This is a genomic window from Bacillus sp. FSL M8-0350, from assembly GCF_038593345.1.
Classification (GTDB): Bacteria; Bacillota; Bacilli; order Bacillales; family Bacillaceae; genus Bacillus; species Bacillus safensis.
Genome location: NZ_CP151985.1, coordinates 3,518,074 through 3,543,517 on the forward strand (window position 1 = coordinate 3,518,074; position 25,444 = coordinate 3,543,517).

General features: G+C 42.8%; 28 protein-coding genes. 7 read left to right on the forward strand and 21 right to left on the reverse strand.

Annotated features, from left to right (window positions below):
- From NSS80_RS18335 to pta, 8 genes are all read right to left on the reverse strand, one after another.
- A complete protein-coding gene (locus NSS80_RS18335; RefSeq protein ID WP_065214899.1) occupies positions 1–279 on the reverse strand; it encodes a YwqI/YxiC family protein in 279 nt (92 codons plus the stop codon).
- Positions 280–283: 4 nt separating this feature from the next.
- Entirely contained in the window at positions 284–682 is a 399-nt protein-coding gene (locus NSS80_RS18340) for a DUF5082 family protein (RefSeq protein ID WP_065215051.1), read from the reverse strand.
- A gap of 175 nt (positions 683–857) precedes the next feature.
- Entirely contained in the window at positions 858–1,124 is a 267-nt protein-coding gene (locus NSS80_RS18345) for a hypothetical protein (protein WP_252049891.1), read from the reverse strand.
- Positions 1,125–1,137: 13 nt separating this feature from the next.
- Positions 1,138–2,472 carry a TRAP transporter large permease subunit gene (locus tag NSS80_RS18350; protein ID WP_317221776.1) on the reverse strand — a complete coding sequence of 445 codons (1,335 nt, stop codon included), beginning with the start codon at positions 2,470–2,472 and terminating at the stop codon, positions 1,138–1,140.
- 43 nt (positions 2,473–2,515) lie between these two features.
- On the reverse strand, positions 2,516–3,394 hold the full coding sequence (locus NSS80_RS18355; RefSeq protein ID WP_317221775.1) for a prephenate dehydrogenase/arogenate dehydrogenase family protein: 879 nt from the start codon (positions 3,392–3,394) through the stop codon (positions 2,516–2,518).
- 11 nt (positions 3,395–3,405) lie between these two features.
- Positions 3,406–4,077, reverse strand: a complete 672-nt coding sequence (locus tag NSS80_RS18360) for an RraA family protein (RefSeq protein ID WP_317221774.1) — start codon at positions 4,075–4,077, stop codon at positions 3,406–3,408.
- 150 nt (positions 4,078–4,227) lie between these two features.
- Positions 4,228–5,079 (reverse strand): MurR/RpiR family transcriptional regulator, encoded by an 852-nt coding sequence (locus tag NSS80_RS18365; protein WP_041115469.1) that lies wholly within the window; start codon positions 5,077–5,079, stop codon positions 4,228–4,230.
- A gap of 130 nt (positions 5,080–5,209) precedes the next feature.
- Entirely contained in the window at positions 5,210–6,181 is a 972-nt protein-coding gene (pta, locus tag NSS80_RS18370) for a phosphate acetyltransferase (RefSeq protein WP_024423792.1), read from the reverse strand.
- Between the two features lie 240 nt (positions 6,182–6,421).
- Here pta and hemQ point away from each other — a divergent pair, with 240 nt between their 5' ends.
- Positions 6,422–7,192: a hydrogen peroxide-dependent heme synthase gene (gene hemQ / locus NSS80_RS18375; RefSeq protein WP_034281267.1), complete on the forward strand. Its 771-nt coding sequence runs from the start codon at positions 6,422–6,424 to the stop codon at positions 7,190–7,192.
- Positions 7,193–7,332: 140 nt separating this feature from the next.
- Here the strand turns inward: hemQ and NSS80_RS18380 are convergent, their stop codons facing one another.
- Positions 7,333–8,301 (reverse strand): alpha/beta hydrolase, encoded by a 969-nt coding sequence (locus NSS80_RS18380; RefSeq protein WP_317221773.1) that lies wholly within the window; start codon positions 8,299–8,301, stop codon positions 7,333–7,335.
- A 122-nt stretch (positions 8,302–8,423) separates the two neighbouring features.
- Complete coding sequence (locus NSS80_RS18385) at positions 8,424–8,903, reverse strand: Lrp/AsnC family transcriptional regulator (protein ID WP_034281269.1); 480 nt, start codon at positions 8,901–8,903, stop codon at positions 8,424–8,426.
- A gap of 145 nt (positions 8,904–9,048) precedes the next feature.
- Between NSS80_RS18385 and NSS80_RS18390 the strand changes: the two genes are divergently transcribed.
- The 6 genes from NSS80_RS18390 (at position 9,049) to NSS80_RS18415 (ending at position 15,153) form a co-directional block, all read left to right on the forward strand.
- Complete coding sequence (locus NSS80_RS18390) at positions 9,049–10,281, forward strand: MFS transporter (protein WP_342498375.1); 1,233 nt, start codon at positions 9,049–9,051, stop codon at positions 10,279–10,281.
- Positions 10,282–10,435: 154 nt separating this feature from the next.
- Positions 10,436–11,038 (forward strand): bacilysin biosynthesis protein BacA, encoded by a 603-nt coding sequence (locus NSS80_RS18395; RefSeq protein ID WP_024423797.1) that lies wholly within the window; start codon positions 10,436–10,438, stop codon positions 11,036–11,038.
- Position 11,039: 1 nt separating this feature from the next.
- Complete coding sequence (locus tag NSS80_RS18400) at positions 11,040–11,747, forward strand: cupin domain-containing protein (RefSeq protein WP_326483493.1); 708 nt, start codon at positions 11,040–11,042, stop codon at positions 11,745–11,747.
- A complete protein-coding gene (locus tag NSS80_RS18405; RefSeq protein ID WP_342498376.1) occupies positions 11,744–12,505 on the forward strand; it encodes a glucose 1-dehydrogenase in 762 nt (253 codons plus the stop codon). The genes NSS80_RS18400 and NSS80_RS18405 overlap by 4 nt, the downstream gene beginning before the upstream one ends.
- Positions 12,506–12,520: 15 nt before the next feature.
- Positions 12,521–13,942 carry an ATP-grasp domain-containing protein gene (locus NSS80_RS18410; protein ID WP_326483494.1) on the forward strand — a complete coding sequence of 474 codons (1,422 nt, stop codon included), beginning with the start codon at positions 12,521–12,523 and terminating at the stop codon, positions 13,940–13,942.
- Between the two features lie 17 nt (positions 13,943–13,959).
- Complete coding sequence (locus NSS80_RS18415; protein WP_342498377.1) at positions 13,960–15,153, forward strand: pyridoxal phosphate-dependent aminotransferase; 1,194 nt, start codon at positions 13,960–13,962, stop codon at positions 15,151–15,153.
- A 14-nt stretch (positions 15,154–15,167) separates the two neighbouring features.
- On the opposite strand, the gene NSS80_RS18420 is transcribed toward NSS80_RS18415, so the two are convergent.
- From NSS80_RS18420 to NSS80_RS18470, 11 genes are all read right to left on the reverse strand, one after another.
- A complete protein-coding gene (locus NSS80_RS18420; RefSeq protein WP_342498378.1) occupies positions 15,168–15,959 on the reverse strand; it encodes an SDR family oxidoreductase in 792 nt (263 codons plus the stop codon).
- Positions 15,960–16,063: 104 nt separating this feature from the next.
- Positions 16,064–16,519 carry a dTDP-4-dehydrorhamnose 3,5-epimerase family protein gene (locus NSS80_RS18425; protein WP_342498379.1) on the reverse strand — a complete coding sequence of 152 codons (456 nt, stop codon included), beginning with the start codon at positions 16,517–16,519 and terminating at the stop codon, positions 16,064–16,066.
- Positions 16,512–17,366 (reverse strand): dTDP-4-dehydrorhamnose reductase, encoded by an 855-nt coding sequence (gene rfbD / locus NSS80_RS18430; RefSeq protein WP_034281275.1) that lies wholly within the window; start codon positions 17,364–17,366, stop codon positions 16,512–16,514. Before rfbD ends, NSS80_RS18425 begins: the two co-directional genes overlap by 8 nt.
- Before the next feature lie 3 nt (positions 17,367–17,369).
- On the reverse strand, positions 17,370–18,335 hold the full coding sequence (gene rfbB / locus NSS80_RS18435; protein WP_061110218.1) for a dTDP-glucose 4,6-dehydratase: 966 nt from the start codon (positions 18,333–18,335) through the stop codon (positions 17,370–17,372).
- Positions 18,332–19,072, reverse strand: a complete 741-nt coding sequence (locus NSS80_RS18440; RefSeq protein ID WP_041115453.1) for a sugar phosphate nucleotidyltransferase — start codon at positions 19,070–19,072, stop codon at positions 18,332–18,334. Before NSS80_RS18440 ends, rfbB begins: the two co-directional genes overlap by 4 nt.
- Before the next feature lie 2 nt (positions 19,073–19,074).
- Positions 19,075–20,103, reverse strand: coding sequence for a glycosyltransferase (locus tag NSS80_RS18445; RefSeq protein WP_081125014.1), 1,029 nt, complete (start codon positions 20,101–20,103; stop codon positions 19,075–19,077).
- Positions 20,100–20,840, reverse strand: coding sequence for a glycosyltransferase family protein (locus tag NSS80_RS18450; RefSeq protein ID WP_061110221.1), 741 nt, complete (start codon positions 20,838–20,840; stop codon positions 20,100–20,102). The genes NSS80_RS18445 and NSS80_RS18450 overlap by 4 nt, the downstream gene beginning before the upstream one ends.
- Positions 20,830–21,954, reverse strand: a complete 1,125-nt coding sequence (locus tag NSS80_RS18455) for an N-acetylneuraminate synthase family protein (protein ID WP_061110222.1) — start codon at positions 21,952–21,954, stop codon at positions 20,830–20,832. Before NSS80_RS18455 ends, NSS80_RS18450 begins: the two co-directional genes overlap by 11 nt.
- Position 21,955: 1 nt before the next feature.
- Positions 21,956–22,831 (reverse strand): GNAT family N-acetyltransferase, encoded by an 876-nt coding sequence (locus NSS80_RS18460; protein WP_211043660.1) that lies wholly within the window; start codon positions 22,829–22,831, stop codon positions 21,956–21,958.
- Entirely contained in the window at positions 22,828–24,006 is a 1,179-nt protein-coding gene (locus NSS80_RS18465) for a DegT/DnrJ/EryC1/StrS family aminotransferase (RefSeq protein ID WP_041115442.1), read from the reverse strand. Before NSS80_RS18465 ends, NSS80_RS18460 begins: the two co-directional genes overlap by 4 nt.
- A 21-nt stretch (positions 24,007–24,027) precedes the next feature.
- Positions 24,028–25,440: a CDP-glycerol glycerophosphotransferase family protein gene (locus NSS80_RS18470; protein WP_073207818.1), complete on the reverse strand. Its 1,413-nt coding sequence runs from the start codon at positions 25,438–25,440 to the stop codon at positions 24,028–24,030.
- Positions 25,441–25,444: the final 4 nt, after the last annotated feature.

The window sequence follows — 25,444 nt, forward strand, 5'->3', positions numbered from 1 at the left end:
TTATTTTCTTTTACTGCTGAAAGCAAGCGCCTTGTCCGTTTCAATCATGGTGTTCACCGCTTGTTCTGTTTGTACAAGCTGTTTCTGAAGAATGCCTATATAGGATGAACTTAATTCGTTCAGCTGCTGATTGATCTTTTCTATTGTGTCTGCCGTCAGGAGCTGATTTCTCCCTTTGATGGTGGTTGGAAGGGCTGCATTCATTTGAGCGCCTGATTGTTTTGCATGCTGTAATACTTGTTTGACCTGACTGGCATCTATTTTAATTTCTCTCGACATGTGACTACCCTCTTTTTTCTTCCAGTTGTTTCTGCTTTTCTTTCTCTATTTTTCTTTCAACCGAATGAATTTCATGTTCTAACGAATAGATCTCCGATGTGAAATCACTGATTTTCTCATTGATTCGATTTAATAGATTGGTTAGCTGTACACCTTTTATTTCCTGACTGGCGGAAGCCATTTCGTCTCGAATGTCATCAAACGTGTCTGCCAAATGGCCAAACCATGTATGTGATGTCAGACCTGGATGAGTGATTTTTTTGCTGGCATCTGACAGGGCCCATTTTGCCTCTTTGATTTCTTTTCGGCACATATTGAGTTCGATGATTTGTTCTTTTTTGATAGATATATCTGCCTTTAATGAATACAAGGCTGCTTTATAACCGATGATTGCTCCAGATATGGTCAAACACCTCTATTCCTTAAATAGTCCTCCGTTATGTTACCATTTACTAGCACAAGAGGCATATGATTGAAAGTAAATTTACCAAAAAATGAATCGTACGTATTGGGTTTTAATACCTAATTCTCGCGCGCAAAAAAGCTGGATTCATTTACTGAATCCAGCTTCTTATTGCTTATTTGAGCGAATCACCTGCTGATGCAGATGGATGATCGCTAAATGAGGTGTCTTTCTTTTCAGGAATATAATGGAGAGAGAAACCAACAAGACTGAAAAAGGCACTTAACACCAGTGTTGGGTTTTTGAATAGGTTCGTACTTGCAATGATCATATCTCCCTTTTGCAAAAGAATCCCTAGTATTTGACCGAATACCAACAGGGCTCCTGACGTTAAGAACAGGACAAGCAGCACTTTAAATAAAAATTCCATCAATGCTCTCATGTGTTTCTCCTTTCTATACTGGAAGTATTCCCATTCCGATGAGCCAGCCAATTCCTACGATCGGCAGCATATAGTAGAGAATCAGCGGTATAAACGTTTTCTCCGGTCTGGCTCCTGCAAGACCAGAAGCAATGAAAATCGATCCTGATGCCGGCGGGGAAGCGCCTTCTGTTGATGAAAAAGCAAGAATGGCGACAACAGCTACAACTGGGTCCACTCCGACTGAGACTAAAGCTGAAAATGAGACAAGTCCAACAGCTGTTAACGTGGCTGTTGAAGATAATGGTCCAGCCACCAGCGTAACAAGAATACCCACAATGAGCACCATAAGCCATTTCGGAATGGTAAGTACTGATGTGATTTGCGTCAAATCTTCTGCGAGTCCTAATTCAGCAAGCACCTGACTAGCAGCAACAGCAAACAGCATCAAGGCACCGATCGTTGTAAACTTAGGAATGGCCGACTTGAAAAACTGAGACCAATCTAGTGCAGACACCTTTTTTCTTCCAATTGTTAAACTAATCAACATCATGAGAATCGGAATCCACGTAATTAAAGAAATTTGATCCATTGCCTCTGGTCCGATGTTTGGATTACTTTTTAAGTAGTTTGCCAGCGGACCAATTGTGATAATGATAGGAATCAAAGCACCGAAAAAAATAAAGATCGACTTCCATCCTTGTTTCACAGCTTCCCTAAAAGGGAGAATATCATCTGGCGGCATAGCCTGAATTTTATTCTTTTTCACCAGGATATACACCAAAATAAATCGGTATACGACTTGATACAGTCCTCCTATTAGAAGCGCAATATATAAATCTCCCTCAGATACAAGGGCTGCAATTGGTGCAAACCCCAGCATGATAAACATGGAAGAGTTAGGAGGCAGTGCCGCCCCAAGTCCGCCATTCCCTGCTAAAATCGTGGCCGTATGGGTTCGGCTCCAGCCTGATTTAATCATCCAAGAGGCCGTGATAGAGCCAGTCGCAGCTGTGTTTGCAGAATTTGAACCTGAAAGAGCACCTAAGACTGCTGAACCTAACGTACTCATATAAGCCGCTCCACCAGGAAGTTTTCCTACAACCGAATTTAAGATTCGCAAGAGTGCATGAATTAATTCCAGCTTTTCGATTAAATAGGCCATGAATACAAATGCAACAGCTGCATAGAGCACCTCATATGTGGATGCAAATTTTAATCCATCCCAGAAAAGTCTTAATGCATCCAATCCGCCAAATAATGTGGTTGCAATAAAGCCTAATAGCATGGCTTCTCCCATATTCCGTTTCACGACGACATTCCATATAATGATGACAGCTATGAATAGAATCAACGCAATAAAACCCATATCGTTTTTTCGCCTCCCCTTTGTTCAATAAAACGCTTACAATTTATTGCCCCTGCTGCATCACGTCAATGACTTCTTCCCAGCTGGCCGGCTTTTTCCCATTAAACCGTTCTACGAATTGAAAATCTGCTAATCTCTCAAGCTTTTGTTGTGCTGCCCGAGACATACTGGCATCAACCTCTGCTTCATTCAGCATGTCAATAGAGCCAAGCAGCTCGATCGCTCGTCTTTTCGCATGAAGTGCACTCCCTGTCACAAGACGGTTCATGGTCTCTTCAAAACTTTTGCTATCCATTGTATCGCTTAGAGAAGAAATCACTTGATGTTCCACACTATACTTTTTTGAAATTTCCAAAAATTCAACCATGAGACCAACGATTCCCTTCATATAAACGCTTCTGATCAGCTTCAAAGCCGAAGCATCTCCTGGCTGGTCACTGATTTTTGTGATATTCATGCCATAAGCATTCATTACTTTCATGAATTGGTCAGTTCCACTGCCGCTTGCCGTGATCGGAACCTTGTGTTTGTTGACTGGAAGAGGCCCTAGCATGGCAGCATCTACGAATAGAGCTTTTTGCTTTTCAATTTCGTTTGCCACTTGTTTTTTGATGTCTGGTGTTGATGCCGATACATCTACATATAATTGATCCTCTTTCAAACTTCCCGATACGGATTGGGCCACTTCTAAGGTTTTATTCGCTGGCACAGCGGCAATGACAATATCAGATTTCTCAATGACTTCGCTAATACTGCTGGTTAATTGAACTCCTGTCTGCGATGCTTTTTCTTTCAATGCGCCAGCCAATTTCTCATTTTGTAATAGTACATCATACGCATAAAATTGATCTAATCCTTCTGTTTTCAATCCTGTTGACAGCTCATATGCCGCTTCTCCATATCCAATAAAGCCTATCTTCATCACAGATTCCCCTATCCTTGATATTTTTTCATTCTGCCTTCCAGCCATGCCGGTGCTAAGAGACTGATGTCTTGCTTTCCTTCGTTCATATACTGTTGAATCGTTTGTAATCTATGATTTTCATACGCTTGTTTCTCTTCCGCTAGCGTCAGCAGGTGTTCCGCTTTTTCCTTTGGAACGATGACGACTCCATCATCGTCTGCAATGACTAAATCACCTGGTGCTACTTTGACACCACCGCACGAGATGGTTTGATTCAATTCCCCAGGACCATCTTTAAAAGGTCCATTTGGCATAAACCCCTTACTGTAGATCGGAAAAGCCAGCTCCTCTAAAGCGAGTTTGTCGCGAACAAGCCCGTCAATCACGATTCCTTCTATTCCTACAGCCTTTGCTGCCCCTGCCATCAATTCCCCTAAATATGCATGGCCCTTATGGTCTTTTCCATCAACAATCAGTACATCTCCTTCTTTCGCAGAGTAGATCGCTTGATGAAGAAATAAATTATCCCCTGGCCGTAAGCTGACGGTAAAAGCTGTACCTGCTACATCCATGCCTCTTGCAACTGGTTTAATTTGATGATCCATCGCGCCGGTGCATCCCATCACGTCTGACAGCAAGGTCGAGTTAAGCTTTCTTGCCCGATCTATTAGATCATTTGACACGAATTGAACAGTACTCATAGTTTCCATCATCCCCTTTTAGTTATATTCATTACATTTAATATAATTAAAGTAATATTTATTACTTTTGTGATACGATCATACCATCTCGATTTTATTTAGTAAAGCGCTTTCAAAAAAATCAAATTAAAAAAATGAGTCACCACACGACTAATGTGTTGTGTGATAACTCATTTTCGTTAACATATGATTGATTTGATCTAAACGTGGTTTTGTTCTTTCAGGATCATTAATGGCTAAGGCACTTAAAATATAATCTACGATAAAGATAGCAGATACGACAGAGTTATGAGAGCTCACACTTGCTGAGGAACATGGCAATACATATTGTGCATACTTTGTTAGTGGAGAGCTGTAGCTGTCTGTAATTAAAAGCACTTCCACCCCATATGACTTCGCTGCCTCCAGCAAATCCTTCATACGCTTTGCATAGCGGGGATAGCTGACCGCTATAATGAAATCATCAGATTGAAAATGAACGAGATCATCCACCCAGTCACTTTTGTCTGCATCAATATATTGACAGTTCCCCAACAGCCGATTGATTCCGAGTGACAGATACTCGCCGACAGGTCTTCCGCTTCGAACACTTGTACACAGAACCTGGCGGGAGCTGGCTATTTTTTCAACAATATGCTGAAAGGTTTCTTCCGTGATATTGTCTAAAGCGTACTGGATATTTTGAAATTGCAGCTCAACATGATTATGCAGGAGCTTACTTTTATTTGAATGTTTGAGGTTCGCTTCAAGTCTCGTTTGAGGGGCAGCTTTATGCTTCATATTTGATTGAAGCTCTTTTTGAAGCTCGGAGAAACCGGAATACCCTACAGCAGCAGAGAATCTCATGATGGTCGCTGTACTCGTCCCTACTTTTGACGCCAATTTATCTACAGTTAAAAACGCAACCTCCATTGGATTTTGCACGATATAATCTGCAATTCTCCTTTGTGCCTCGGTTAATCCCGCGACCTTATGCTGAAGCTTATGTATTAAATCGTCCATTATAGCACCTGCCCATTCTATCGGCTTTATCTACGATCAAAATTTTTTCTTTTCCCCTATATTGTACACATTTGTCATCAAAAAAACAGCCAGCACGAATCTATCGTACTGGCTGCCTTTGTCGAGATCATTATAGTGCTTGAGCTGCTGTGATAAGCGCAAGGTTGTAAACGTCTTCGGCATTACAGCCTCTTGATAGATCGTTTACTGGCTGGTTTAAACCTTGAAGGATAGGACCTACAGCTTCAAAGTTACCTAAGCGCTGTGCAATTTTGTAGCCAATGTTTCCAGCTTCGAGGCTAGGGAAAACAAATACGCTGGCGTCGCCTTTGATGACGGAATCTGGCGCTTTTTTCGCTGCTACTGAAGGAACGAAAGCTGCATCGAATTGGAATTCTCCATCAAGTACAAGCTCAGGTGCCTTTTCTTTTGCAATGCGAACTGCTTCAGATACTTTTTCTGTTTCGTCTGATTTTGCTGAGCCTTTTGTAGAGAAGCTAAGCATTGCCACACGTGGTTCGATATCAAACATTTTTGCTGTGTTTGCACTTTCGATCGCAATTTCAGCTAGATCTTGGCTGTCTGGTGCAATGTTGATTGCGCAATCAGCAAACACATATTGCTCTTCGCCGCGAGCCATGATGAAGACGCCAGATGTTTTCTTTACGCCTTCTTTTGTTTTAATGATTTGAAGTGCTGGACGCACTGTGTCAGCAGTTGAGTGTGCCGCACCGCTCACAAGTCCGTCTGCAAGACCTTTATACACAAGCATTGTACCGAAGTAGTTTTCATCTAGTAATGCTTTTCTTGCTTGCTCTTCTGTTGCTTTGCCTTTACGTCTTTCTACGAAAGCTTGTACAAGCTCTTCAAAACCTTCATATGTATGAGGATCATACACGTCAACACCATCAAGTGTAAGACCTAGTTCTTTTGCTTTTGCTTCAACTTCTTGTTTTTTTCCTACCACAATTGGCTGCAATACTTTGCCATCTGCTAATTTTTGAACGGCTGTTAGAATGCGTTCGTCCATTCCCTCAGGAAAAACGATCTTTACTCCTTTACCTGCAACCTTTTCCTGAACTGTTGAAAAAATATCTGCCACTTCAATACCCTCCTTGATTTTACAAAAAAAGCGTTCTCTTTTAAGCATACTCTTCTTCTACCTAAATTCAAACTACCAACTTATATTATAGCGCTTACAAATTAAATTCTTATTTTTCAAACTAATTTAATCAATTTTGATAAAAGCTGTTTTCCTCGTTCAAGTTTTGATCACATCTCCATTTGGACAAACTATGTTATAGTTGGAACAGATGGAAAACTGTTAATAGGAGTGAAAGAAATGAGCGAACAACATACAACAAATGAAGCAGCTCAAACACTAGATGGCTGGTATGCACTGCATGATTTTAGAACAATTGACTGGACAGCTTGGAAGCTGCTGACAAGTGATGAGCGCCAAGCCATCATTCATGAATTCACAGGTCTATTGGAAAAATGGAAAACAGCTGAGCATGATAAGGCTGGGAGCCAAACAATCTATAGTATTGTCGGCCAAAAAGCAGATATTATGCTCATGATTTTACGTCCGACAATGGAAGAACTAGGTGAAATTGAACTCGAATTCAACAAGACACGGCTAGCAGAGTTTACGATTCCAGCTTATTCTTATGTTTCAGTTGTTGAGCTCAGCAACTACTTAGCAGGAGGCGGCGATGGCGGAGATCCTTACGAGAACCCGCATGTACGTGCTCGCTTATATCCAGAGCTTCCTTCTTCTCAATACGTGTGCTTCTATCCAATGGATAAAAGACGTTCTGGCAATGACAACTGGTACATGCTTTCCATGGATGAGCGTAAATCTCTTATGAGAAGCCACGGCTTAATTGGCCGAAGCTATGCTGGGAAAGTAAAACAGATCATTACAGGTTCTGTTGGTTTTGATGATTATGAGTGGGGCGTTACCCTTTTCTCTGATGATGTGCTTCAATTTAAAAAATTGGTTTATGAAATGCGCTTTGATGAAGTCAGTGCACGCTACGGCGAATTTGGTTCCTTCTTTGTTGGAAACCGATTAGCAAACGAGCAGCTGGCGTCTTATTTCCATGTATGATAAACCCTTAAGGCTTCGGATCTCTCCGAAGCTTTTTTATGTATTTGTTTAGAAAGGTGATCACATCTTCATTTTCAGGATAAGTAAGAAACAAAACTAAACTCATGGCCCACAACAATGCAGTTAGGATGAACATCATTTTATTTCTTTAGCCTGCTTTCAATAAATTGAAGTGTGTCGGCTGCTATTCTATTTCTAGATAGTACAATTCCAGCATGCCCACAACTGTATACGTGCCTTTTAGGTTGATCCCAGCTATTCCACAGAGTATCAGCATCGTTTATGTCGATATACATGTCATATTTTCCTGATATTAAGAGTACATTTTCTTTTTCTAAGAGAAGTTTTGCTTTACTAGGGTTCATAATATCCCAAGCTTTGTCGAGTTCTTCATACGTTGTCCCATGTTCCTCCAGATCTCTTCGTATATACTTCCCAGGAAGAGTGTTCCAGATGGAATGCGCAATATTGTTCGCATAAAAAACTGATACAATAATATTCACGTCTTTCTCGACTGTTGCTAATAAGTTTGTTAGCCACCCTCCTAAACTAATACCAACTACGATTATGTCCCCACCTTCATTTTCCTTGATCCATTTAATCAGCCCTCTAAGTTCAACAATAGCTTGCTGGGAGGATTGCACGGTTCGACTTATATTGGCGCTAATCATGTGTTCACCAGAATATGTTGAATTTTGTGGTTCCCTATCGAAATGATAAGGCAGCGTGTAGTAATACATATTCCAATCATAATTTTTAACAATTTTATCGTGAAAAATCTTCTTGATTCTGTCGTATGAATCCATTCTCCATCCATGTACAAAGATTACATTAGGCTTGTGCTTTGACTCTTTTCGTAAAAACACTTCCACCGAAACCTTGTCATTCTTATCTTCACCAGATTTGATGCTAGAATGAAAAGAAAATATTCCACTTTTTAAGTTTGCTGTATGGTTATCGATATGAAATTGTAAATCAATTGGCTGAGCACTAAAAAAACGATCCCTGTTACCTACGTCAATAGGCAAATGATTATAGTGACTTTCTTTGCTTCTTGTTCTGTGCATATCCATTAATGCTGCGTAATCTATTACCTTTAAAAGCTTCAAAAGAATTAACTCCTTTAATCTCAAATTATTACTATACGAATATTTCAGCATAAAAAGCTGAAAAGAATACAAAGGGCTAAAATAAAAATCATTTTAGCCCTTTGTCAACAATCTGAAACTTTTTATTTCACCACGGTCATTTCTGGCTCTTCTATTGGTTTCACACGTTCCTGAATGGGATGGGAAAAAGAGTGCTCTGACAAGACAATATGGGAGACGGTTTTTGTAAATCCAGATACTTCTTGAATAAAGGCTTCAATTTCTTCAAGAGAAGAAACTGACAGCTTAATGAAAAAGCAAGACTGACCTGCCACTCGATAAGCAAAAAAGGCGCGTGGATGCTCATTCATAAAAGCCACAAAACGCTGATACTCCCCATTTAACACCGTAACTTCCAGCAGGCAGTCAATCAGAAGCCCTAATTTTTTATAATTGACCTGAACAGAATACCCTTCGATAATCCCTGCATCCTCTAATTTACGCACTCTTTCTGCTACCGCAGGTGCTGATAAATTCACTCGTTTGGACAATTCCCTCATGGATAAGCGGGCATCTTCTCTCAATTCATTTAAAATATGCACATCTACATCGGTGATTTTCATTCGTACCTCTCCTATCCAAAAATCGTTCCATTTGAAAAGTATTTGATGATAATACTTATGATATGAAATGTAAAATAAAACTAAATAATGGTAGAATTTATTTTAACGGAATTGAATGAAAAAGCAAGTATGGAGGGATTACTTGATGAAAGAATCTTTAGACAGCCAGGCTTCTAAAACATTTCCCATCACACTTGCCATCGCACTCACACTTGGCGTTTTTGCTGCGGGATCGGAAGAGCTGGTGATTTCACCACTGCTGCCTGATTTATCAAACTCCTTTCAGCACTCTCTTGATATTCTCGCTCTTTCCATCAGCATTTATGGGTTAGCTGTGCTGGTTGGAGCTCCGCTGCTCGTTCCTTTAGGGGACCGGTATTCAAGAGAGCTGTGTTTGATTATTGGGCTGTCTTTCTTTTTGATTGGAACAGTGATGTGTGCTGCTGCCCCAAATTTGGCCGTGTTTTTTGCAGGCCGTGCTATTTCTGGGCTGGCGACTGGTGTATTTGTGCCAACAGCCTATGCTCTTGTGGGCGACCGGGTTCCATACGAGTATCGCGGCAAAGTGATGGGACTCATTGTATCGAGCTGGTCTCTTTCTCTTGTCCTTGGTGTGCCCATTGGCGCCTTTATCGGTCAAAGTTTGAACTGGCGCTGGACATTTTGGATTTTTGCCATGATGAGTCTCGTTGTTCTGCTGCTCGTCATCCTTGAATCTCGAAAACAAGTCACAACAGCTGCTTCAAAGGCACCTCAAACTAGGGAGAAATCAGGCTCTTTATGGGGGGCTTTAAAAATCGACCGAGTCCCTGCCTATTTGACCGTGACATTTTGTAACATGCTTGGATTTTATGGCATGTACTCATTTTTAGGAGCATACTTGCAAAGTCTGTTTTCCGGAGGGCAATCAACAGCTGGACTTCTGATCATGGCTTATGGTGTTGGCTTTTCCATGAGTATGTTTACCGGGAAATTAGCAGATTGGTTTGGCAAAACACGTTCACTTTACTTTGTGCTGGGCGGCATTACGCTTGTTCTTGCCTTACTTCCTTATGCACCGTTCTCATGGACATTGCTCATTTTTGCTTTATTTATTTGGGGTGCCATGCAAAGTTTATCTGTCACGCTTTTGAGCACCGTCCTGAGCGACTGCTCCCAAACCCACCGAGGCAAAGTGATGGCTTTTTACAGCCTTGCTTCCAATCTTGCCGTAATGCTTGGATCAGCTCTGATGGGACCTGTTTATGTCCATTTCGGCTATCATACAGTAGGGCTTGTATGTGCACTCATTACGCTTGTTGGTTTTCTCATCAGCTTCGTCAGCTATAAACGTGAAAAAACCTTACAGCAGAAACATAAAAACACATTTGAAACGTGAGCTCATTTCACTGCACATCTCGATATGTGCAGTTTTTTAGATCAATTTTTAATATCATCATAAAATACATTTTTTATAAATTTTGTTGACAATTACCAATTTTATTTTTTATAATCTAGTAAAAATTTGAAAAAGATTGGATGGTAAGGTAAACATGATCTTAAAGAATGATGTTTTTCATTTCAAAGAAGAGCCCATCGTTTCACCTAAGATGTTTACAGTCAATACATTAGGCCCTAAGGGGACAAGCAGTGAATATGCAGCAAAACATTTCATCTCTCATTCCACCACTACACTCGGCACTCATACGAAACTATCCCTTTACGACACATTCGAAACTTGCATTGAACATACTCTCTCTAACGCACTCCAATACACTCTCGTTCCACACGCATACGAAGGAATTAAACACTTCTACATGAGACCTGACCTTCAGCTTTTACAAATATTCAGATGTGACACGCCCATGTATGGTTTGGCTGTCAGACCAGATTTCCCCTTTCAAGAACAAATGCTTCACCATTTAAAAATTGTTTCTCATCCTGCACCTGTGAATTTGATTCAATATTTTATTCATCAAAATGCTGAATTTGAGCTTGTCAATTCTACAAGTACAGCCGCACAAAAAGTCAGAGACGGCGAATTTGATTTCGCTTTAACCAATGAGGTGGCTAGAGCTACATACGGCCTCACCTTCATTCGAACATTTAAAAGCATTCCTATGAGCTGGTCTATATTCGGAAAAGGAGAGATGTAACATGACAACTGAACAAAAGGTGCAAGAATTATATTTTCCTCAAGCGAAAAAACGAGAATGGGATAATGGTGTCATCCAATATTCTACTGTCAGAGGCGATACGGAAGTGTTAATTTCATACGTCCCTCCTCACACGATCATCGAACCTCATGAGCATCCAGAAGCACAAATCGGCATCGTATTAAAAGGCGAGCTTCAAATGACGGTCGGCCAATCGACCCAATTGCTCACCCCATTAGAATCAGCCTATATTGCACCACCATTCGTTCCTCACGGCGCATCGAATCTGACAGATGAAGAAGTGATCGCCATTGATATTAAGAGATTGAAAGATGGCGAGGAATATACGGCTCCTCCTACTTATTTCTTAGACATTTTCAAAACGCGTGATTTACTTCCTGGCATGGAAGTGACTTTTTTTGTGGAGGACTGGATGGAGCTTATGATTGCCAACATTCCGGGAAATGGCGGGGAAATGCCTTTTCATAAGCACCGTAATGAACAAATCGGGATTTGCATTAGCGGTGGGTACGATATGACGATTGAAGGCTTTACAGAAAAGATGGAATTTGGCACGACCTACTTCTGTGATTCAAAAGAAGATCACGGCGCCATTAATCCAAAGCCAGAAGCATCAAAGTCTATTAATCTCTTCTTCCCTCCACGCTATAACCGCTTAAAGCCAAAAGCGTCTAAGGTGAAGAAATGAACATTGCCGGAAAAGTCGTCCTGATTACAGGAGGTGCGTCTGGGATTGGGCTTGCCGCCGTCAAGCTTTTCTTTGAGCACGGAGCAAAAGTAGCAGTGGCTGATATCAATGAAGATAGCGGTAAACAACTCATTGAATCATTGCCTCATGAACATGCTGCGTTTTTCAAAACAGATATTACGAATGAGTCTGACTGTCAAAAAACCGTTCAATCCGTGCTGAGCCAATTCGGGACAATTGATGTTTTGATTAACAATGCAGGCATCGAAATTGTCTCACCTATTCACGAGATGACACTGGAGGATTGGAACCACATTCTACAGGTCAACCTGACTGGTGTATTTCTTATGAGTAAGCATACATTGCCGCATATGCTTGAAAAGAAAAGCGGAAGTATTATTAATACTGGATCTGTCGGAGGTCTCGTTGGCTGGCCTGACATTCCTGCATACAACGCAACGAAGGGCGGTGTCATCCAGCTCACCAAATCGATGGCGATCGACTATGCCGCTCATCAAATCAGGGTGAATTGTATCGCCCCAGGGATCATTGATACGCCATTAAATGAAAAATCCTTTTTAGACAATCATTCAGAAAGTCTTGAGGTTGTTAAAAAGGAAAAAGCAAAGGTGAATCCCTTGCTTCGTCTCGGAAAACCCGAAGAAATTGCGGGCGTGATGCTGTTTCTCGCCTCTGATCTATCCAGCTATATGACTGGAAGTGTTGTCACAGCAGATGGCGGATACACCGCTAGATAAAAAGGAGTGCTTTCATTGAGTAAAAAAACCGTACTTGTCATTGCTGACTTAGGAGGATGCCCGCCCCATATGTTTTATGAAAGCGTGGCGGCATCTTATCATATCGTTTCCTATATCCCTAGACCCTTTGCCATTACAAAGGGTCACGCTGAACTAATCGAAAAATACTCCATTGCCGTCATCAAAGATCGTGATTATTTTGAGACACACCCTTCTTTTGAACACCCTGATTCTATTTACTGGGCACATGATGATTATCTGAAATCAGAGGAAGAGGTGGTGGATGACCTAGTCCGTGTGGCTTCCTTTTTCAAAGCTGATGCCATCACCACCAATAATGAATTATTCATTGCACCAATGGCAAAAGCCGCTGAACGGCTGGGGCTGCGCGGCGCTGGGGTAAAAGCAGCTGAAATGGCACGTGATAAAAGCCAAATGAGAGCTGCATTCAACGCTGCTGGTGTCAAAGCGGTGAAAACTCAGCCTGTCACGACTTTAGCTGATTTCCAGCAAGCTATTGAACATATCGGGACACCGCTTATTTTAAAGCCTACATATTTAGCAAGCTCCATTGGCGTGACCCTTTTTCATGACAGAGCCGGCAGTGATGATCTCTTTTTAAACGTACAATCCTACTTGCAAACGATCCCCGTCCCAAACGCTGTGACATATGAAGCACCATTTGTCGCTGAAACGTATTTAGAGGGTGCTTACGAGGATTGGTATCAGGAGGGTGGCTATTCTGATTATGTCAGTGTAGAAGGGTTAGTCGTGGAGGGAGAATATATCCCTTTTGTCATACATGACAAGACCCCTCAAATCGGTTTTACAGAAACGGCTCATATTACTCCCTCGATCCTAGACAATGAAGCCCAGCAAATCATTATTGAGGCAGCTAAGAAGGCAAATGAAGGGCTGGGCCTTGAAAACTGTGCGACCCATACAGAGATCAAGCTCATGAAAAATCGAGAAGCAGGACTGATCGAATCCGCAGCTAGATTTGCTGGCTGGAATATGATTCCGAATATCAAAAAAGTGTTTGGGGTGGATATGGCCAAGCTGCTGATCGATGTATTAGTCGATGGAAAAAAAGCGGAGCTGCCAAAAGAGCTGCTTTCTGGACATACGCATTATATAGCAGACTGCCATTTATACCCTCAGCATTTCAAAGAAAGCGGACACATACCGGCAGAGGCCACACACATCACCATTGATCATATCCATATTCCGCAGGATGCTTTAGTTGGAGATACTGTGATCGTCAGTGAATCTGGCCCGTCCAAAGGCACCTTTGTCGATCTATCTTTATTTGAAGCCTTTAATGGCATCGTGTCGCTTGAGTTAAAAGGGTCATCCTCACAGGATGTTGCAGCATCCATCCGCAACTTACAGAAACAAACTGCCCTTCATTTAATGGATGAATTAGTCAAGGGATAGAAAGAGAGGGTAACGTGGTGGAGATCTTACCATCTAACATGATTAAACGGCTGCCAGAACAGAAATTTGGAACCGTATTTGAGAAAATTGCGCAAAAAGCACAAAACGGAGCGAACATCATAAACCTTGGTCAGGGAAATCCCGATCTTCCTACTCCTGCACATATCGTAAGCGCCCTTCAAGAGGCAGCAGGCACTTTGCAATTTCAGCAATATGCACCTTTTAGAGGCTTTGACTTTTTCAAGCAAGCCATTGCAGATTTCTACAAAAAGGAGTTCGGCCCTGAGATAGACCCACAGAAAGAGGTTGCTCTTTTCAATGGAGGGAAAACAGGCCTTTATGTCATGAGTCAGTGTCTGCTTGACCCTGGGGACGTTGCCCTCGTCCCCGATCCAGGCTACCCAGAATATCATTCTGGGATCTTGATGGCAGACGCAAAGCCCTACTGCATCAAACTTGAATCGAAAAATGGCTATTTGCCGACTCTCTCTTCAATTGATCCGGAGGTACTCAAAAAGGCAAAGGTTCTTTTCTTAAATTATCCCAATAACCCAACAGGTGCTGTGGCAAATGATGCATTTTTTGAAGAGGCTGCTGATTTTGCATCAGCTCACGGACTGCATGTCATTCATGATTTTGCCTATGGTTCATTTCATTATGAACAAAAACCCGTAAGCTTTCTGAACGCTCCTCTTGGGAAAAGCGTAGGAGTGGAATTATATTCTCTATCCAAAACATTTAATATGGCAGGATGGAGAGTCGCTTTTGCTGTAGGTAATGAGGATATCATCCAAGCCATTAACGCCTTCCAAGATCATGTGTTTGTCAGTATGTATGGCGGATTTCAACAAGCTGCAACTGTCGCCTTGCAAAGTGATGACCGTCACATACAATCATTAAAAGAGGTCTACCTTGAACGAATTCACTTTTTCATCCGTCAGGCAGAAAAGCAGCTAGGATGGTCCATCGAACGTCCAGCTGGCGCCTTTTATTTATGGGCTCCAATCCCTGATGATTTTGAACATTCTCATGCTTTTGCTGACTATTTACTCGAACATACTGATGTCGTTGTCACGCCGGGGGGTGTGTTTGGATCACATGGAAGCCGTCATGTCCGCATCTCAATGGTTGCTCCAATTGAACAGCTTGCCCTGTTTATCGACCGGCTTCGCATCCTTCCGATTCGCTTTAATCAAAAAACCCGCATATAGCGGGTTTTTTAATGTTATATACTTTTCATCGAACCACCATCGACGGATATTTGTTGGCCTGTAAGATAGGAGGCTTCCTCTGATGCGATAAAAGCGGCCAATGAAGCCATTTCACTCGCTGACCCCACTCTTTTCATTGGAATTCCTGACGCTACAGCCTGTACAGCTTCTTCCCGCGATAATGCCTGTTTACGCATCATGTTTCCGATAAATTGTTCATACCGATCTGTAGCAATAAATCCCGGGTTTAAACAATTCACTGTGATCCCTGAAGGTGCAAGCTGTGTGGCAGCATTTTTACTAGCATTGATAATCGCTGCATTCATCATACTGTTCGTAAACATTTGGTCGCCAGGCTCCTTCCATAGGTTCCCGACAATTTGAATGATCCGGCCATACTCATGTCGTTTCATCATCGCTGCCGCACGCTTCATCGTATCAATGTACGCAAGGGCTTTTTGAGAAAATACTGCCATCATCTGCTCGCTGTCACACGAATCAAAGGTATCCGGCTTCCCCCCTGGAATGTTATTAATCAACACATCCAGTCTGCCAAACTCTTTTTCTATTTTCGTAAAAGCCTCAGCCCTCACTCCTTCATCTGACATGTCCCCACAGAAAAGAGCCACCGGCTCCTTTGTTTCTGCCATACGCCCAATGTGCTGCTGCGCTTCTTCTAGTGAGGATTGATTTCTAGAATTGATGATAATCTTTACATTGTCTTGAACGGCAAGCTTTACGGCGATGGCCTTTCCAATCCCTGTACTTGCTCCTGTTACAAACGCAATTCTTTTAGACAAACTCATCCACATCCCTTTTCTTATCAGCTTAGTACATATACATAAAATGACACATATAGAATGTATTTCAACAAAAAAAGACCTTTCTCCTGCGAAAGGCCCCCCGTTCTCTATTTAAATGTCGTTTCCCAATTAAACCCGATCGTTTCGTCATTCCAGTCGATTCGCTTTTCATCTGGGTTATTCGGGTCATACGATTCTGTTGTGAAATACACAATTTGCAGCGGCGTCTCACCTAGTACACGATAGCCATGCGCGACACCCTTTGGGATAAGAAGCAGCATCGGATTGTCTTCCCCCATATAATACACATCGGTTTGCCCCTTTGTGGGAGAGTCCTCACGCAAATCATATAACACGACCTGCGCATGACCTGCAGGGAAGAACCAAACGTCGTCTTGTTTTTCATGATAATGAAAGGCTTTGATCACGCCTGGAAAGCTTTTCGACCATGACGCCTGCCCAAAGCGTTTCAGCATCGGTTCATCATCTCGAATGAGCTCTGCAAAAAAGCCGCGGTCATCACAATGTTTCATAAGTTTTTTCGTTTGAACACCATCAATCATGCTGTTGCCATCTCCCTTCTTTCTGCAAATATTCGTAAAGTGCATCCTTCCAATGCCTCGGCTGCCAGCCTGTGGCTTCAATCGCTTGAAGATCTAAGACAGAATAGGCTGGGCGAGGCGTTTGGAAGCCGTACTCTTCCGTGGAAATCGGCTCAATTGTGGCGGACAGGCCGCTTTTCATCACAATTTCTGACGCAAAATCAAACCAGGAACAGCTTTCTCGATTACTGACATGATACACGCCTGCCTTCTGATCAAACAAATGAATCAAGGCCTCAGCTGCATCCTTTGTATAAGTAGGAGACCCTATTTGATCGTTCACAATGCGCAAATGATCCTTCGTTTCAGCGAGCCGAAGAATGGTATTCACAAAGTTATGCCCCTCATGTCCATAAAGCCACGAGGTACGAATGATTTTCACTTCATCTGACACAAGCTGAATCAATTCCTCACCAAGCTTTTTACTCTTTCCATAAATGGTTTGAGGGTCTGCCTGTGCATCGATTTGGTAAGGGGTGTCCGCCTGCCCGTCAAACACATAATCTGTACTGACATGTAACACATCAGCGCCTGCGCGCTTTGCTTCCAGGGCTGTATAGTAGGCGCCAATGCCATTCACAAGATACGCCTTTTCGGTTTCTGTTTCACATTGATCAACAGATGTATAGGCTGCTGCACTGACAACAATATCAGGCTGATAGTGTCTCATCGCATGTCTAACTGCCTGCTGGTCTGTGATATTGAGCATGTTCCTCGTTAAGGCAATGACGGTCATGTCTTTTTCTTTGAGCTGTCTGCTCAATTCTTTCCCTAATTGGCCGCCTGCACCGGTGATTAAAACTTTCATCCGTCACCCTTCTTCGCTCTGATCGTATTTGGTTCGATACCAATTGATCGTTTTTTCGATACCTTCTTCAAATGACGTCTCCTGCGTCCAGCCGAGCTCGCCTTTTAGCTTACTTGCATCAATGGCATACCGTCTGTCATGTCCTTTTCGGTCTTGAATAAACGCAATTTGATCATGACTGATTCCAAGCTGCGATAGAATCGTTTTGGTTAAATCAAGATTTGTTTTCTCATTGCCGCCGCCAATATTGTATACCTGCCCGGCTGTGCCGTTTTCGAGCACCTTCTTCACAGCTCTCGCATGGTCTTCTACATACAGCCAATCGCGAATTTGCCGGCCGTCTCCATAAATCGGGATTTTCTCTCCATTGACTGCTTTTCTAATAATGGTCGGTATTAATTTTTCCTCATGCTGATACGGTCCGTAATTGTTGCTGCATCGTGTAATCATCGCGGGTAATTGGTAAGTGTGGATAAAGGATTTTACAAGCAGGTCTGAACTCGCCTTGCTTGCTGAATAAGGATTATTCGGTGAAAGTGGTGTTTGTTCTGTGAAAGCAGGATCATCTGGCTCCAAATCTCCATATACTTCATCTGTTGAAATATGAATGAGCTTTTTCGCCTTTCCTTTTAAAACAGCTTCAAGCATACGATACGTTCCAAGGACATTTGTTTGAATAAAAGGCTCTGCCGATTCAATGCTGCGATCAACATGCGATTCTGCCGCAAAATGAATGATCGCATCATAGACTTCGTCAAATGCTTGATCCAGCTCATGCTGAAGGGTAATATCCCCTTGAATAAACCGAAAATGAGACAACTTTAATAATTCATCCATCTCGTCTGGATGACTGGCATATGTTAATTTATCAAAAACGGTGAGCCTGACATTTGTATCCTGAAGCAGCAGCTTCACAAAATTCAGTCCGATAAAACCCGCTCCGCCTGTAATTAAATATGACTTCGTCATTCGGATCCCTCTTTTTTCTTCATCGTTTCAAACATTTTCGCAGATGCTTCGTGGAGAGATTCATGTGTTCCTGCATCAATCCACCACCCTTTTAACATATCATAGGTCAGCTGGCTATTTGAGATATAGAGATTGTTCACGTCTGTAATCTCTAATTCGCCTCGATCTGACGGCGAGATTCTCTCAATATATTGAAAGACTTCTTGATCATAAAAATAGATGCCCGTGACGCAGTAGGATGAGCGCGGATGCTCCGGCTTTTCCTCTATTGATAAAATCTGTTGACGGGCGGCATCAATTTCTGCAATGCCAAATCGCTTTGGATCTGCCACTTCTTTCAACAGAACCTTGGCTCCTCTATCTTGCTGCTGAAAAGCTTCAACAAAAGGGTTTAGCGAATCCTCAAATACATTATCACCAAGCATCAGCACAAACTTCTCCCCTTTGACAAAGGGCTTTGCATAGGATAAACCGTCTGATATCCCAGACGCTTCAGGCTGTACCTGATATACGATGTTCATCCCCAATTCCTGATCGCTTTCAAGCAGCTTTTGAAACAACGGGATTTGTTCTTCTTGTGATATGACCATCACATCTAAAATCCCTGCTTCCTTCAATTTGAACAATGACCAATAAATCATTGGATATGGACCAACCGGCAATAAATGTTTATTGAAAATCTTCGTTAAAGGCGCCAGTCGTGATCCCTTTCCTCCTGCTAAAATAACTCCCTTCACATCTACACATCCTTATAGTCTTTTTGGTGATGATTCATGAGGTGTATAAGAATGTTTTTCACTCGTTCAATTCCTTTTCCATCAATGAGTGTCCGTCCATTAAGATGGATGCTCCTGCGGAGAAAGTAGCTGCTGGACAGTCTTTCCACAGCACACCATATATCTTTTTCATCCACAAGTTCACCTAAGCCAAGATGGTGGCACGCTCCCTTTTGTGCAAAACGAGCGGCTGTCACTGCTTGATGGTCGACTTGTGAAAGGACAATACTGGGCACTCCGATACAAACTGCCTCGTATAATGTCATCCCGCCAGCAACTATTGCCAGATCAGCTTCCGAGAGACGCGCAGGTAATTGATCTGTATGACGAATGAATTGAATATGCTCAGCCTCTATTTGTTCTTCAATGCGGGAGGCTTTTCCTGTAACCGCTAAAATGTGTAAGTGGTCCGCTTCGAGTATTGCTGATACAGTCTTTAATAACAATCCACGCGGGTCACTGCCCCCAAGGCTGATGACCACCTTTTTGCATTCTTTTCGAACCTCATATGTGTCTTTTAATCGGCTTATCTCTTGATCTAACAATAAATAAGGTGTTCCATAAAAATATTCTGTCCCATCTACTTGCATGTACTTTTCGTCCAGACCGCCATAAATGCCGTTCACGACAGCATCAGCAAGCTGACAAGCTTCTGCTCTTTTTTCTTCGAATAAGACCAGCCTGGCAGAGCTGGAGGATGCTTTGACTAATTGAAGAAATTGGAGGTCACAATCAAGTACATCAATCAGCAGAAGATCTGGATTCAGCTCTTTTATGTCCTGCTCCATCTGAAGGAATGCCTTCGACTCCTGCACCAAATGAACGTGCCAATCTGGACCTGAGAGCATTTCTACACAGATCTGTTCATTTGTATAGAAAGATATGTCGTTTCCTTCTTGAAACAGTTGATTTGCCAGCCGTTTCATTCTGACGACATGACCCATCCCTCTTAAAAACCCACCATACACAACAATCATGATTTTCTTGTTCATTCAGCATCCTTCTGTTTCACAAATTGATTCAACCGAACAATATCAGGGTCTTGTTCGCAAATGGTGATGAGTTCAGCCGTAGGCACAGCAATGGAGCCGCCAGCTTTCTCTAGTAAACGGGTCGCAAACACATAATCTTCTTCTGTATCAATCGTGAATCGATAAGCAGGATATGCAAGTTCTTTGGGCGGTGTGAATAATTGCAGGTGAAATTGCTCAGGATGCTTTCTGATATAGAGCGTGACATGCTCACGCTCTGGCTGCGTAAGGGGAAAATTGTCGATTTCACTTAAAATCTGTGCGTCGATCATTTCCCCGGAAATACCGAGTGGCGTTCCAGCCGTATACGTGTAATCAGCCTTCTCTTGTCTATGTTTTTCAAGCATTTTCGACAAAAGGACTGGATCTATGAATGGGTTATCTCCTGTTAAACGCACAATGGTTTGCGGTTCAAAATGACGGACAATCTGCGCAAATCGCTGCAGTACATCCGCCTCACTGCCACGAAATACTTTATAGCCCTTTGATAAACAATAATGAGCCAGCAGATCATCTTCTGCCTCAACTGTTGTGGCGATCATGAGGTTCTGCGTTTTGTGATTGTAATGATCTGATTGCTTTACTCGTTCAACAATCAGGTCGATCAGCGCCATACCGCCGATCGGTTTCATTACCTTTTTTGGCAGCCTTGTTGAGCCCATTCTCGCCTGTATGACAAAAAGGACATCATTGATCATTTGGCGTCTCCTGCATGAGTACATCTTTCCACGAAACCCCTGTATGGGCTGGGATATCTCTGACAGCCTTTGCGCCAAGTAAAACCGCCATATACCTTGGATGCAGACCTTGGCTTTTTTGTCCTGGACGTAACACGGCTAGATTTTCTGCGGTCAATGTCTCGCCTTTCGCAATGCCTTTTGTCGTAAAAATGCCTCGATACGCAAATTCACGAATCTTGCCTTCAATAGCTGTTGTCGTTTTATAAGAACTGCCAAGGAGCTCCTCTGGCACTGAATGAGTGTCAGCTTCTGTTAGATTCCGCTGCTTTTCTGCCGCTCGAATATGCTGAACCATTTCCTTCAATTCTTCAGGATCAAGAGCAAAGGAATGATCAGCCCCAGGTAACGTTTTATCGACTGTAAAGTGCTTTTCAATGATTGCTGCCCCAAGCTTCACAGCGGCCACAGGCGCTTCAGTTGGATGCTCACTATGATCAGAAAAGCCAATGACTGCCTCGGGAAATGCCGCAGCTAAGGTTTGAAGCACGCGGAGATTCGTGTAAGCTCTAGGTGCTGGATACTTTGCTACGCAATGCATGATAGCGACCTGCTGATTATGCTCGCTTGTAATCGCCTCATATGCTTCATGGACATCCGAAATGGTTGCCCCGGCTGTTGAGAATATGATGGGCTTTTGAAAAGATGCCGTGTGACGCATAAGAGGCAAATGATTGATTTCATAGGATGCCAGCTTGAAAGCCGGCGGATCGGTTTGATTCAATAGATCCGCAGATTCTTCGTCACACACTGTGCTTAAAAATATCAGCCCTTTTTCCGCGCAACGTGACAATAACACCGGGAGCCATTCTGGCGGCAGCTCCATTTGTTCCACTAAAGAAAAAATAGACACCTCTTCCCCTTTGGCTGTTTCGTACAAACCCGGTTCCTTTTGATACATCCGATCAGCTTGAAACATTTGAAACTTCACCGCATCGGCACCTGCTTCCTTTGCCACATCAATTAAAGCAAGCGCCTGATCCAGCTTTCCATCATGGTTAATGCCTGCCTCTGCAATGATAAAGACAGGCGCGCCATCCCCTACTTTGCGATCTCCGATATAGAAATGCGCCATCTTACCTCTCTCCTTTTTTCGGCCACACATGGTAATACAAGAAGGCATTTTTTGTTCTAAAGCCCAGCTTTTCGTACAGCTGAATCGCGGTTGTGTTATGCATCTGAGTTCCGGCAGACATAAACCGATGCCCTCTCTCATGAGAGGCGTTAATCATCGCCATCACGAGCTTTTTTCCGATCCCTTTTCCTTGTGCATCCGCTCTAATGGACAATAAATCAAGTACCAGTTCATCGCCCTTTGTCACCCCTTGAATCAAACCAATGACTTCATCGTTCACCTTTGCTGCGAGATTGATATCTGCACGTCCGAGTAAATTGTTTCTCATCCATTCCTGAAAAAAATGCTGGACGGCATTCTGATCTAAAAAAGGATCAAGTGCATACCGGCTTTTCACAAAAGCCTGATGAGCAAGTGACACCGCCTCATCGTAATCCTTTTCATCCGGCAGACTGATGACCACATCTTCACCTGTAGATGGCATCTCCATTTGAACAGGCGGCGCCTCAAGACGAGTGAGACCGCCCACATAGTACACATGTGACAGCCTTTGGACGATGCGGTTTTTTTCAAGATCAGACGCTTCAAGACGTAAAAAGAAAAAATCGCATTTTTCTGTTCTCATCCAATTGATGAAACGCTCCATCAATTCTTGAAAAGCAGACGCTGTCTCCGCTTCGACAAACTTCACATGAAAAATATGCTGATGAAAAATGCCGCTTTCCCATTTTGACCATTCATATAACAGGACTGCCTTTAGCTGTGCGCCATTAACAAGAGCAAACTGCTTGAAGCCGTTCATTTGTTCCGCTTGTTGACCGTATTTCTCCAGCCAAGCAGCCAGCACCTGATCATCTACAGCATGAACGACCTTCATGATAATGCCTTCTGTTCTTTTAAAATAGACAACACCGCTGTGATAACATCCTGCACATCTTCATCTGTCATACTTGGATAGAGCGGCAGTGAGAGCGTCTGCTTGTAGTATGCAAGTGACTCAGGAAAATCCTCCGGTGAATAGTGATATGTTTCTTGATAGTATGGATGCAAGTGAACAGGGATAAAGTGAACACTCGTGCCGATTTTATATTCCTTTTGCAGCTGATCAATCAGTTCATCACGCGTGATAAATGCTTCTTTTGGATTCACTTGCAGTACATACAAATGCCATGCATGTCTTCCTTCTTGATGCACAGGCGGCAGGATCAGACCCGCTTCTTTTTGAAAAGCCTGATTGTATGCTTTTGCAATCTGTTCTCTCCGCGCCTGCATGTCATCTAGTCGGCTTAGTTGAACAAGCCCTATCGATGCCTGCACGTCAAACATGTTCATTTTATAGCCTGGTTCCTCGACCTCGTAATACCACGTTCCTTTTTCTCCATAACGATTCCACGCTCCCTTGCTCATCCCATGGAGCGCTAGTCTTCTAATCCGAGCCGCAAGCGCATCATCATTTGTTGTCAGCATGCCGCCTTCACCAGTCGCTAGGTTTTTCGTTGCATAAAAGCTAAAAGCGGTCGCATCACCAATGGATCCAACGGGCTGACCGTGATACGTTGTGTAAAGAGCGTGGGCAGCATCTTCAAGTACAAATAGATCATACTTTTTGGCAATGGCTAAAATTCGGTCCATATCGCACGATTGACCGGCAAAGTGAACAGGAACAATTGCTTTTGTGTGTGGTGTAATCGCCGCTTCTAGTTTCTCTGCATCAAGGTTGAGTGTCGCTGGATCAATATCGACAAATACAGGCGCTGCTCCCGTATGGATAATCGTATTGGCTGTTGCGCAGAATGTCAGAGGGGTTGTAATCACCTCATCCCCAGCCCTAATCCCTCTTGCCTTTAACGCTAAAAATAAAGCAGCCGTACATGAATTGACAGCGATCGCATGTTTTGCACCTGTCAGCTGCTGAAATTCTTCTTCAAACTGTCTTACTTTTGGTCCAGTTGACAGCCAGCCGGACTTTAATGTTCCAATGACTTCATCAATTTCTTCCTGCTGAATGAAAGGCAGAGCATAAGGAAGAAATTGTGCTCTCTTTTTTCCCATATCGCTTGCACACCCCTATCTTCATCTCTGAAAATCCACACCAGTTTTTGTTTTAAGCAGAGAAAGCAGAACATCGATAGATCGCGCATGCGGATAATGTTGTTTAATGAACTGAGCTCCTTGCTGCTTTGCCAGTTTCATCTCTTGTTCATCCGACAAAATACGAATGGCTTTCTCAGCTAGTTCAACAGGGTTTTCCATATGATAGCTGCCAAGCGACTCGTAATATGGGTATCTTCTGCCTTCTGTCATTTTCCCGATCAGCACACTCTTTTCAAAAAGCATGGCTTCAAGACCAACTGTTGATGTGAGCGTAATCACGATATCCACATATGGCAGCAAGTCATACAGGTCAATTTCTTTTTTAATCAATTTCACATGATTTCCCGCTCGTTCAATAGACACATAGTCATTTAATCGATTTCGAGCAATTTCCCAAGGATGCGGCTTCATGATCAGCTGAATGTCTTTCCGTTTGGCGATCGTTTTAAGAACATCGCCATAAAAGGCTTCAGAAAATGGCTGCGTTGCCACAAGCACGGTCTTTTTAGCCGGACTGAAATTCAATTTACGAAAAATGAGATCCTGTTGAAGCGGCGTTCGCTCCTTCACCAAATCAAACCTCGGATGACCTGTGATTTCCACCTGTTCCGGCTGACAGCCTTTGTCTACATACCAATCCTTTTCATACTTTCCAAACACCCCATGGCAAGTCGTAAAAATCGGTAAAAAGGCTTCGTCTCCCATAAGCGCGCCGTGTTGAAGACAGATACTCGTAAGCTGGCGTTTCACTGTTTGCAAAGCGAGTACGCGGCTGTAGACATCCTCTGTCGTTCCAACAATAACAGCTGCAATCGGCTGCATTTGAAATAGCATTTCTATCTGGTCAATGACATCAATAAATTGCACAATGTCCTTCCGCAGTTTTTCTCTAAAAAAGACATTGCCAAAGACAGGGTGGTGAGCGTAAGGTTTAAGGAGAGCATTTGCTTTTTCAATATATTCAGCGTGGGCTTCTTTATTAACCTCTCCGGCTAATTCCGGCTTACTGATCACGGGTAATCCGTAATAATCCGCCTTCTTCCAGCGAGCGAGCACCACCGTTTGGTTTGGATGGAACCGCATGTAATTTTGTTCCGTAAAACGCAGGTGTTCAAAGTGAAGCAATACCTTTCCATTCGCCGGACGATAAGCAATACGCTTGATCTGCTGTTTATGCTGATCAAAAAATGGCTGAATCTCTTCCGGTAATGGACAAGCGGTTGTCAGTTCTTGACCGAATGCTTCATCTTCCATGCGTTCCCTCACTTCAGGACTGATATATTGATAAAAATTACTGATCAACCCAAGAGGAATTTGCTTGTAGGACAAATCCTTCATCAGATTCACATACTCAAAGTACACCTGCCAATAATGATGAATATAGTGCGACACTTCA

Excerpts from the sequence above, each read along its gene's own strand:
- NSS80_RS18335 (WP_065214899.1), bottom strand. The coding sequence starts at position 279 with ATGTCGAGAGAAATTAAAATAGATGCCAGTCAGGTCAAACAAGTATTA.
- NSS80_RS18345 (WP_252049891.1), bottom strand. The coding sequence starts at position 1,124 with ATGAGAGCATTGATGGAATTTTTATTTAAAGTGCTGCTTGTCCTGTTC.
- NSS80_RS18350 (WP_317221776.1), bottom strand. The coding sequence starts at position 2,472 with ATGGGTTTTATTGCGTTGATTCTATTCATAGCTGTCATCATTATATGG.
- NSS80_RS18355 (WP_317221775.1), bottom strand. The coding sequence starts at position 3,394 with ATGAAGATAGGCTTTATTGGATATGGAGAAGCGGCATATGAGCTGTCA.
- NSS80_RS18360 (WP_317221774.1), bottom strand. The coding sequence starts at position 4,077 with ATGAGTACTGTTCAATTCGTGTCAAATGATCTAATAGATCGGGCAAGA.
- NSS80_RS18365 (WP_041115469.1), bottom strand. The coding sequence starts at position 5,079 with ATGGACGATTTAATACATAAGCTTCAGCATAAGGTCGCGGGATTAACC.
- hemQ (WP_034281267.1), top strand. The coding sequence starts at position 6,422 with ATGAGCGAACAACATACAACAAATGAAGCAGCTCAAACACTAGATGGC.
- NSS80_RS18385 (WP_034281269.1), bottom strand. The coding sequence starts at position 8,903 with ATGAAAATCACCGATGTAGATGTGCATATTTTAAATGAATTGAGAGAA.
- NSS80_RS18390 (WP_342498375.1), top strand. The coding sequence starts at position 9,049 with ATGAAAGAATCTTTAGACAGCCAGGCTTCTAAAACATTTCCCATCACA.
- NSS80_RS18395 (WP_024423797.1), top strand. The coding sequence starts at position 10,436 with ATGATCTTAAAGAATGATGTTTTTCATTTCAAAGAAGAGCCCATCGTT.
- NSS80_RS18400 (WP_326483493.1), top strand. The coding sequence starts at position 11,040 with ATGACAACTGAACAAAAGGTGCAAGAATTATATTTTCCTCAAGCGAAA.
- NSS80_RS18405 (WP_342498376.1), top strand. The coding sequence starts at position 11,744 with ATGAACATTGCCGGAAAAGTCGTCCTGATTACAGGAGGTGCGTCTGGG.
- NSS80_RS18420 (WP_342498378.1), bottom strand. The coding sequence starts at position 15,959 with ATGAGTTTGTCTAAAAGAATTGCGTTTGTAACAGGAGCAAGTACAGGG.
- NSS80_RS18425 (WP_342498379.1), bottom strand. The coding sequence starts at position 16,519 with ATGATTGATGGTGTTCAAACGAAAAAACTTATGAAACATTGTGATGAC.
- rfbD (WP_034281275.1), bottom strand. The coding sequence starts at position 17,366 with ATGAAAGTTTTAATCACCGGTGCAGGCGGCCAATTAGGGAAAGAATTG.
- rfbB (WP_061110218.1), bottom strand. The coding sequence starts at position 18,335 with ATGACGAAGTCATATTTAATTACAGGCGGAGCGGGTTTTATCGGACTG.
- NSS80_RS18445 (WP_081125014.1), bottom strand. The coding sequence starts at position 20,103 with ATGAACAAGAAAATCATGATTGTTGTGTATGGTGGGTTTTTAAGAGGG.
- NSS80_RS18450 (WP_061110221.1), bottom strand. The coding sequence starts at position 20,840 with ATGATCAATGATGTCCTTTTTGTCATACAGGCGAGAATGGGCTCAACA.
- NSS80_RS18455 (WP_061110222.1), bottom strand. The coding sequence starts at position 21,954 with ATGGCGCATTTCTATATCGGAGATCGCAAAGTAGGGGATGGCGCGCCT.
- NSS80_RS18460 (WP_211043660.1), bottom strand. The coding sequence starts at position 22,831 with ATGAAGGTCGTTCATGCTGTAGATGATCAGGTGCTGGCTGCTTGGCTG.
- NSS80_RS18465 (WP_041115442.1), bottom strand. The coding sequence starts at position 24,006 with ATGGGAAAAAAGAGAGCACAATTTCTTCCTTATGCTCTGCCTTTCATT.